This is a genomic window from Streptomyces sp. NPDC037290 (assembly GCF_055603245.1).
The window spans coordinates 1-6,702 of the sequence record NZ_JBVJVZ010000073.1 but is presented as its reverse complement, the minus strand read 5'-3'; the positions used below and the strand labels follow the sequence as shown (position 1 = coordinate 6,702).

Genomic DNA, 6,702 nt, shown 5'->3' with positions numbered 1-6,702 from the left:
TTCGCAATCTCCCACAGCCCGTCCGGAACAATCCAACTCCACTCACCCCGCCCCATGCGAGGCTCAACGAGCAACCGCCACATAGGACACGGTGTAAAACCGCGGCACTGTCCCTGCCCACCCACGACCCGAGGAACCCTGGAGAACCCGACTCACGCGTCGGGCCCCGGCCATGCCCACCCGGCCACGAGCAACCGAAACCACTGCTTCACCGCGATCCGAGCAGCTCAGCGACGGGAAGCGAAACAGGGAGGCTAAGAACCTATCTCTGAACCTCTGATGATCTCGTTCTCGCGCCTCGCTGGACGGCCTGGTGCCCATCGGGCCCTCCAGTCAGTGGAGTCTCAGCGGTATGGCAGAGGGCTTTGCGGAGAGCTTTCCGGTGCTCCACGCGCTGTAGTGGCGCGCCTTTCGGGTGTGGGGTGGTGGGCGGATTCTGCCCAGTACCGGGTGGGCCGGAGTTCCTCTTTTACGGTCACGGGGCCGTGCTCCGGCCTGGCAGGGGGTGGACGTGGTGCCCAGTACGGAGAAGGTCGGCAACGTCAGCGTGGGCCGGTACGAGCGGATCGTGGAGCGACTGCGCGAGGCGGCTGAGAAGTTGTCGAAGAGTTCGTTCATCATCGGCGACGGCGCGCTGGAGTGGTCCCGATGCAGGAGCACGGCCGGTCCGCGGGGGACGACCTGTTCGGGGTTTCCGCGTGGCTGCACCGGCTGTCGGAGGACATCGACGTGCCCTACAACACGATCAAGGACTACCGGTGGGTGGCCAGCCGGCGGCCCGAGCGGCACCGGTGCCCGGGGGTGGCCTTCAGCACCCATCAGATACTCGTCGTGATCTCGGATCCCGAGGAGCGCTGGGCAGCGATCAAGGACCCGCCGCTGGACGTGCGGACTGGCAAGCGGCGGTGGACGCCAGAGACGGCCCGGCAAAGGGTGGGCTACCACGGGCCGGGACCCGAGACGGTGCAGGAGAAGATCGAGGCCGTGCACGACCTGGTCGTCGACGAGCAGGTCGCAGCCCAGGTGGCGACCGATCTTCTGCGACGCCCCTCGGTGGCTTTCAAGGCAATGACCGACCACACGGCTCGGCATCAGGTCAACCACGCCCAGGTCGAGCAGGCATGCACCGCGCAACGTCGACCGTGTACGGGCCACTTGTGAGTGGATCACCACGGCCTTGGACACGGGCGAGGTCGACGTGGACGAGGAATTGGCGAAACTGCTGCGAGGCGAGTAGCCGTGCCCCGGTCCCAGCGCCGGGGCGATGCGGCACGCGAACACGCGGATGCGATCTGGCGGGTGCTCATGCAGGCCCGGCCCGCTGGGCTCCACATGCCCCAGCTGATACGAGCCACCAAACTCACCCGCAGCCAGGTGGGCTCGGGGCTGGCGATGATGCGCGACACGATCACAAAGAAGGGATGGCCACCGGTGATCTACACCCGCGCGGACGGATACCAGTTCACCGCCGACCCCGATGACCTGGAGGCATACGAGACGGGCTGGGTGCACGTGCTGCTCACCGAGGTCCGCCGCCTGATCACTGGCACCTTCGCACCGCACGCCGCCCTGGACCCGGACGACAAACGCCTGCGCCACATCGTCGCCCAGCTCAACTCCGTCGAATCCACCCTCGACCTCATCACCTGACAATACGGGGAAGGCAGACTGCGATGCGGCAGCGCCGCTACCCCTCGGACACCACCGATCTTGAGTGGGCTCTCATCCAACCGATGCTGCCGGTGCCGGCCTGTCAGACCCCGTGCGGCGGCCGCCCGGAGGCACATCCCCGCACGAGATCGTCGACGCCCTGCGCTACATCGCCGACACCGGCTGCAAGTGGAGCGCCCTGCCGCAGGACTACCCGCCCTTCAAGACCGTGTTCGGGTTCTTCACCCGCTGGTCCGCGGCCGGGGTCTTCAACCTCATCCGCGACCAGCTGCGGCGCCGCATCCGGCAGACGATGGGGACGTCCCCGCACCCGGTGGCAGTGGTGATCGATTCGCAGTCGGTCAAGGTCGCCGCCACCCTCCCGCGCTCCACCTCCGTGTATGACGCGGGGAAGAAGATCCCGGGAAGGAAGCGACATGTCGTCGTGGACACCAAGGGCCTGCCGCTGTTCGTGATGGTCACCCCGGCCGACGTGCACGACAGCGTCGCGGCCCGCGAAGTCCTCTTCCGCCTGCGGCTGATGCACCCTCAGATCACCATCGTCTGGGCGGACTTGGCCTATGCCGGCACGTTCGTCGACTGGGCCAAGTCCTTCCTCCACCTCACGGTCAAGACGGTGAGCAGGCCCAAGGACGCAAAGGGGTTCGTGGTCCTGCCGCGCAGGTGGGTGGTGGAGAGGACTCGCGTGGCTGCTTCACGCTCGGAACGCGCGGGACTACGAGACTCTGCCACAGCACTCCGAGGCGATCCTCACCCTCGCAGCCATCACCTTGATGACCCGCCGGTTCACCCGGCAACCCATCCACCCCAACGCTGCGGCGCCACGTCCGCAGGCCGCACTTCGAGCCGCTTGAACCCGGATATCAGTCACGTCAGACACATGGTCCTCAACCTCGGGCGTGACCGAGCGAGCCCTGCCGCCCGCCGTCGGTGTTGATCACAGCGGGCTACGGCACGTCTTCCGGCGTGTTCGGGATGCCCGCCATGGCGACGCGTCGCAGGGGCATCAGCCTCGCGAGGACGAATAGGTAGAAGAGCGTGATGGGGAGCAACCCCACCGGACGCAGCAACGACGCGGGATCCGCCCTCATCTGCGGCCAGTTGACGATCCAGTTAGCGATGGCGTCCATCAGTACGACGCCACTCGCCAGCTGGACGCCTTCTGGCCGCATCAGTCCGATCAGCGTGTCTCCGCCCGGATCGGGGGTCACCTGGACTCCGGTGGGATTGGGAGCCACGCGGAGCGATGGCGCGTGGCACGCCACGTTCGGCGCTTCCGCGGCTGTGGGTCGTTTGGCCGTCGCGCCGGCTGTCAGTTGGCTTGCCGCCGGCAGGTGAGGTAGAGCGGCAGGAAGATGATCCACAGGCACAGGCAGCCGAGGGCCCAGGTGGCGGGCTTGCTCAGCTCGATCGATCCCGCCGAGAAGTAGACGGGTGTTCCGCGCCTGGCGTGGGCCGAGGCGTCCTGGTAGACCCAGCCCACGGTCCCGAGCAGGACCGCCAGGGGAATCAGCGTGGTGACGTACGACCCCATCGTCCCTGCCCGTGTTCGGTGATGATGCGGGCCACGGCAGCCGCGTCGTCAGGTGTGATCGTGGGGCGGACCCTGCGGCCGACGCCGAGCACGAGGGCCGTGTCCTTCCCCAGCCGGTGCGAATCGAAGTTCCACCAGTGGACGAAGTCACCCGAGCCCCAGATGCGCCACCGGCGCACCTGGTTCGCGCCGGTCAGCGCAAGCGTCTGCATGCCCGTGACCGAGGCATACGGGATCGTCTTGCTCCCCCACGGGTAGTAGCGGCGAATGGTGATCCCATGGTCGTCGCAGCTGATCGTGCCGTCGTCGTAGCCGGCCGTGGCCATGCTCATCTGCCCTTCCTGACGCTCCACCAGGTGTCCCGGGGAGTGGTGCGGGGTGTCACGGGGTCTCGGGTGCCAGGATGAAGAGGCCCGCGACCTTCTCGTCCGCGTCGAACGCGACGCGGGCCTTCATCTCGCCGGCCTCGTAGCGCAGCGGGATGTCGACGACCGTGTGATCGCCGATCCGGCGGACGAACGGCTCGCCCTCGCCGAAGCCCTCGAACGCGCCGACGAGGCCGGTGACCGTGGCCAGCCCGTCGAGGCGGACCTCGTCGGTGAAGGCTGCCAGCACTTCGGCGTTGAACGACTGGCGGGCTTCGTCCATGCGGCCGTCGAGGACGGCGGCGGCGATCTCGGCGGCGCGGGCGGCGGCGTCGGCCATCCGCACGGTCTTGTCCATGGGTTCTCCCGTTCTCGGGTCGATGGGCTTGCCGAACCGCTGGAATGCGGCCTGGCGGGTGACGCCGAGCAGATCCCCGATCTCCTGCCAGGTGTGTCCGGCGTCCCGGGACTGCTGCACGCACAGCTTCAGTACCTGCTCTGCCAAGCCGTCGACATCCTGGGCGAGCCGGACGAGGTCGAGATAGGCCGGCTGAGCCACTGGGCTGCCAAGCGACCCGGCCAGGGAGGAGGCCTGCTCGGTAAGTCGGGCGGCCAGGCCAGCGAGAGACATCGGTGAATCATTCACGTGTCAAGAATGCCTTTACGTGACTGCTAGTGTCAAGGAAGTCTTTACATGCCTGCCGTCCCTGCCCCGCGCGTCACACCTGCGCCACCCGCAAGATCACTCCATCGGCGGCTCTCGAACTCACCGGAATTCCCGACCCACGGGGGAGTACATCGTCGCCGCGGACGGACCAGCAGTGGCTCTCGAACTCGGCGGAGCCCTGGCTCTCGCGCGATCCGATGAAATCAGCCAGGCGGGCCGACGCACGACCGTCACCCCGCACGGAGACCTGGCGCCAGCAGGCCATGCCATAGCTCGGGCGTTCCACCGCTCCGCGAGGTTCAAAGATGGGTTCTGAGTGGTGGTGGAGGCGGCGGCGGAGGAGGCGCTGCCTGGGTGTCGTGCCGCATCTCCGTCCAAAGCGGATCGACTGTGTACCTCGAAGTCGGCGAGGGCGGCGCCGGCGGCAAGGGCGGAAGCGGCCAGTACAGCAAGTGACTCGGGAGAGGACGGGACATCCACCAGTGTCACGGTTGATTGGCCTTGTTCATGAAAACGGACAGCAGATGTTCACGACTTCGAGCGGCACCGGCGGCGGGCTATGTTCGAATGTAGCCACCAGGCGCAGTCCACGTGAGAACCCGAATCGATACCCGATCCACCCAGGGACACACCGGCCATGCAGAGGGTTCACATCATTGTGCGAACTTGCCACTGACATGCGACTTTAACTACCTTTTGTGACGATCTTGGGCCTAGCTTCGGGGCAGGTGCGCTGATGCGTTCCGCGACTTCACCTGCGAGAAAGGCCGATCATGGCTACCGCCACCACTGACCCGATCAGCATCAAGCTGGAGGAGATGTTCGCCGCCACCGACACCGACGGTGACGGCTACGTCGACTGGAGCGACTACCAGCGCCTCGTCGACCGCTACCTCACTACCTACAAGATCGCCAAGAGCGACCGTCGCGCGCAGGCGCTGCTGATCGCGTACCAGATGCAGTGGGCCGAGCTGCTGCGTCACGCGGACGGCGTCAACCGCCTCTCCAAGGAGCAGTACCACTACGCCAGCCGCGCGGCGAGCGTGGACACCAGCCGCTTCAACATGGTCGAGGGCGTTCCGCACGCCATCTTCGACATCATGGACACCGACGGCGACAACACCATCAGCAAGGACGAGTTCAAGCAGTACCTGGATGTCTGGAACATCACCGACCCCGGTGCCATGGACACCTTCGCCCAGCTGGACACCGACGGTGACGGATACATCAGCCGGCAGGAGTTCATCCGCGCGGTCAGGGAGTTCTACTACGCCTGGGACCTGGAGGCCCCGGGCAGCCTGTTCTTCGGACGCCTGTCCCGCTGACACCTCCGGAGAGGCTGCCCGGCACGGCGGGCAGCGGGACAGGCGCCGAGTGGGATGACCGGTAAGAGGTCCGGCCCGGAACCATGGACGTTGGATCCGGGCCGGACCGCTTGGGGCAATGCGGGGTCAGGGGGCCCATCCTCATCGGCGTCAGGCTGGCACCCGCAGGCTGCGTTCGAATTGCGATACGACTTCAACGCCTCCCAACCTGGTGAACAAACGCTGCCCAAACTCGTAGACAAAGCCAGTTGACAGATCCGTCGTGGTGTCTGCCAAGCACGGCTGGGGCGGAGAAGGATCCGGCCGCATCCAGAGCGGCTACGGCGGCGCAGATTCAGGACAGGGCACCGCGGAGAGGAGCTGGTGCGAGGGCGACAACGTCGAACGCCTCTCGGGTCACCGTGGCGAGCGTGGCAATGACGGATACCGCAACGCTCCCGGCTCGGGCTGTACGGGCTGCAGGCCGGCCCGGTACCCCAACTCCTGCTTGGGATCCGGCCTGGGTGGTGGCGGAGGACGAGGCGCCGCCGAATCCGGCGCGAGACATTCTCGGCAGCTGCCTTCCCGCAGCGGCACCCGTGGACAGGACGGATGCGTGGTGCTGGCCTACACCGCAAACGCGGCTTCCTCCTGAAAGGTGGCCGGGACAGGATCACCCTGCCCGGCCCGCTGCTCGTCCGCGCGCTGCTACGCCCACCGCATCCCAATCGCGGACAGCTGCTCCACCCGCTCGGGGGACAGCGTCGCGGCCCTGCTCCCGATCCATGCACGAAGCCGGAGCTCTCGCTCCTCCTAGTCTTGACATCCATAGGGGCATCAACACCGCTGCGGCCGCTGGCGGTGCGGGCGGGCCGGGTTCTGCAAGAGGGAATGATTTCCGGTGGTAACCAGACGAGTGGTCCCCCCTCTGGAGCTTAAGGAGGGACCACTCGGTGTCTGAGTGAGAGGGATCGGATGGGTTTGTTACATAACACCTCCGGTGGTGTTGCGGCGGCGGAGGTAGAGGAATCCGCCGAGGGTGAGCAGTCCTGCTGCGGCGCTGCCCACGGCCGGGTCGATCAGCGGGATGCCGGGGATCTGGGTGGTGACGCAGGAGTTGTTGTTCTGCAGGTTGGGGTCGGTCTCGTTGCCCGTGACGCT

General features: G+C 66.7%; 8 protein-coding genes and 1 pseudogene. 5 read left to right on the top strand and 4 right to left on the bottom strand.

What is annotated here, in order from left to right; translation table 11 throughout:
- Positions 1–648 precede the first annotated feature (648 nt).
- The 4 genes and pseudogenes from ACZ7HQ_RS44460 (at position 649) to ACZ7HQ_RS44445 (ending at position 2,525) form a co-directional block, all read left to right on the top strand.
- Positions 649–1,161, top strand: coding sequence for a DUF6192 family protein (locus ACZ7HQ_RS44460; protein ID WP_471003083.1), 513 nt, complete (start codon positions 649–651; stop codon positions 1,159–1,161).
- A 16-nt stretch (positions 1,162–1,177) separates the two neighbouring features.
- Entirely contained in the window at positions 1,178–1,237 is a 60-nt protein-coding gene (locus ACZ7HQ_RS44455) for a hypothetical protein (protein ID WP_245238458.1), read from the top strand.
- A gap of 2 nt (positions 1,238–1,239) precedes the next feature.
- A complete protein-coding gene (locus ACZ7HQ_RS44450; protein ID WP_471003080.1) occupies positions 1,240–1,650 on the top strand; it encodes a RacP protein in 411 nt (136 codons plus the stop codon).
- A gap of 23 nt (positions 1,651–1,673) precedes the next feature.
- A pseudogene (locus ACZ7HQ_RS44445) lies at positions 1,674–2,525 on the top strand (IS5 family transposase).
- A gap of 93 nt (positions 2,526–2,618) precedes the next feature.
- On the opposite strand, the gene ACZ7HQ_RS44440 reads toward ACZ7HQ_RS44445, so the two are convergent.
- The 4 genes from ACZ7HQ_RS44440 to ACZ7HQ_RS44425 all read right to left on the bottom strand — a co-directional run bounded on the left by ACZ7HQ_RS44440 (position 2,619) and on the right by ACZ7HQ_RS44425 (position 4,201).
- A complete protein-coding gene (locus tag ACZ7HQ_RS44440; RefSeq protein WP_471003077.1) occupies positions 2,619–2,909 on the bottom strand; it encodes a hypothetical protein in 291 nt (96 codons plus the stop codon).
- Between the two features lie 74 nt (positions 2,910–2,983).
- The gene (locus ACZ7HQ_RS44435) at positions 2,984–3,205 is read right to left on the bottom strand and encodes a hypothetical protein (RefSeq protein ID WP_471003074.1); all 222 of its coding nucleotides are present in this window, start codon (positions 3,203–3,205) and stop codon (positions 2,984–2,986) included.
- Positions 3,181–3,537 carry a PH domain-containing protein gene (locus ACZ7HQ_RS44430; RefSeq protein ID WP_471003071.1) on the bottom strand — a complete coding sequence of 119 codons (357 nt, stop codon included), beginning with the start codon at positions 3,535–3,537 and terminating at the stop codon, positions 3,181–3,183. The genes ACZ7HQ_RS44435 and ACZ7HQ_RS44430 overlap by 25 nt, the downstream gene beginning before the upstream one ends.
- A gap of 49 nt (positions 3,538–3,586) precedes the next feature.
- On the bottom strand, positions 3,587–4,201 hold the full coding sequence (locus ACZ7HQ_RS44425; protein ID WP_471003068.1) for a DUF3887 domain-containing protein: 615 nt from the start codon (positions 4,199–4,201) through the stop codon (positions 3,587–3,589).
- Positions 4,202–5,010: 809 nt separating this feature from the next.
- Between ACZ7HQ_RS44425 and ACZ7HQ_RS44420 the strand changes: the two genes are divergently transcribed.
- Positions 5,011–5,562, top strand: a complete 552-nt coding sequence (locus ACZ7HQ_RS44420; RefSeq protein ID WP_471003066.1) for an EF-hand domain-containing protein — start codon at positions 5,011–5,013, stop codon at positions 5,560–5,562.
- Positions 5,563–6,702: the final 1,140 nt, after the last annotated feature.

Coding starts and splice junctions, on each gene's coding strand:
- ACZ7HQ_RS44460 (WP_471003083.1), top strand. CDS start 649: ATGCAGGAGCACGGCCGGTCCGCGGGGGACGACCTGTTCGGGGTTTCC.
- ACZ7HQ_RS44435 (WP_471003074.1), bottom strand. CDS start 3,205: ATGGGGTCGTACGTCACCACGCTGATTCCCCTGGCGGTCCTGCTCGGG.
- ACZ7HQ_RS44430 (WP_471003071.1), bottom strand. CDS start 3,537: ATGAGCATGGCCACGGCCGGCTACGACGACGGCACGATCAGCTGCGAC.
- ACZ7HQ_RS44425 (WP_471003068.1), bottom strand. CDS start 4,201: ATGTCTCTCGCTGGCCTGGCCGCCCGACTTACCGAGCAGGCCTCCTCC.
- ACZ7HQ_RS44420 (WP_471003066.1), top strand. CDS start 5,011: ATGGCTACCGCCACCACTGACCCGATCAGCATCAAGCTGGAGGAGATG.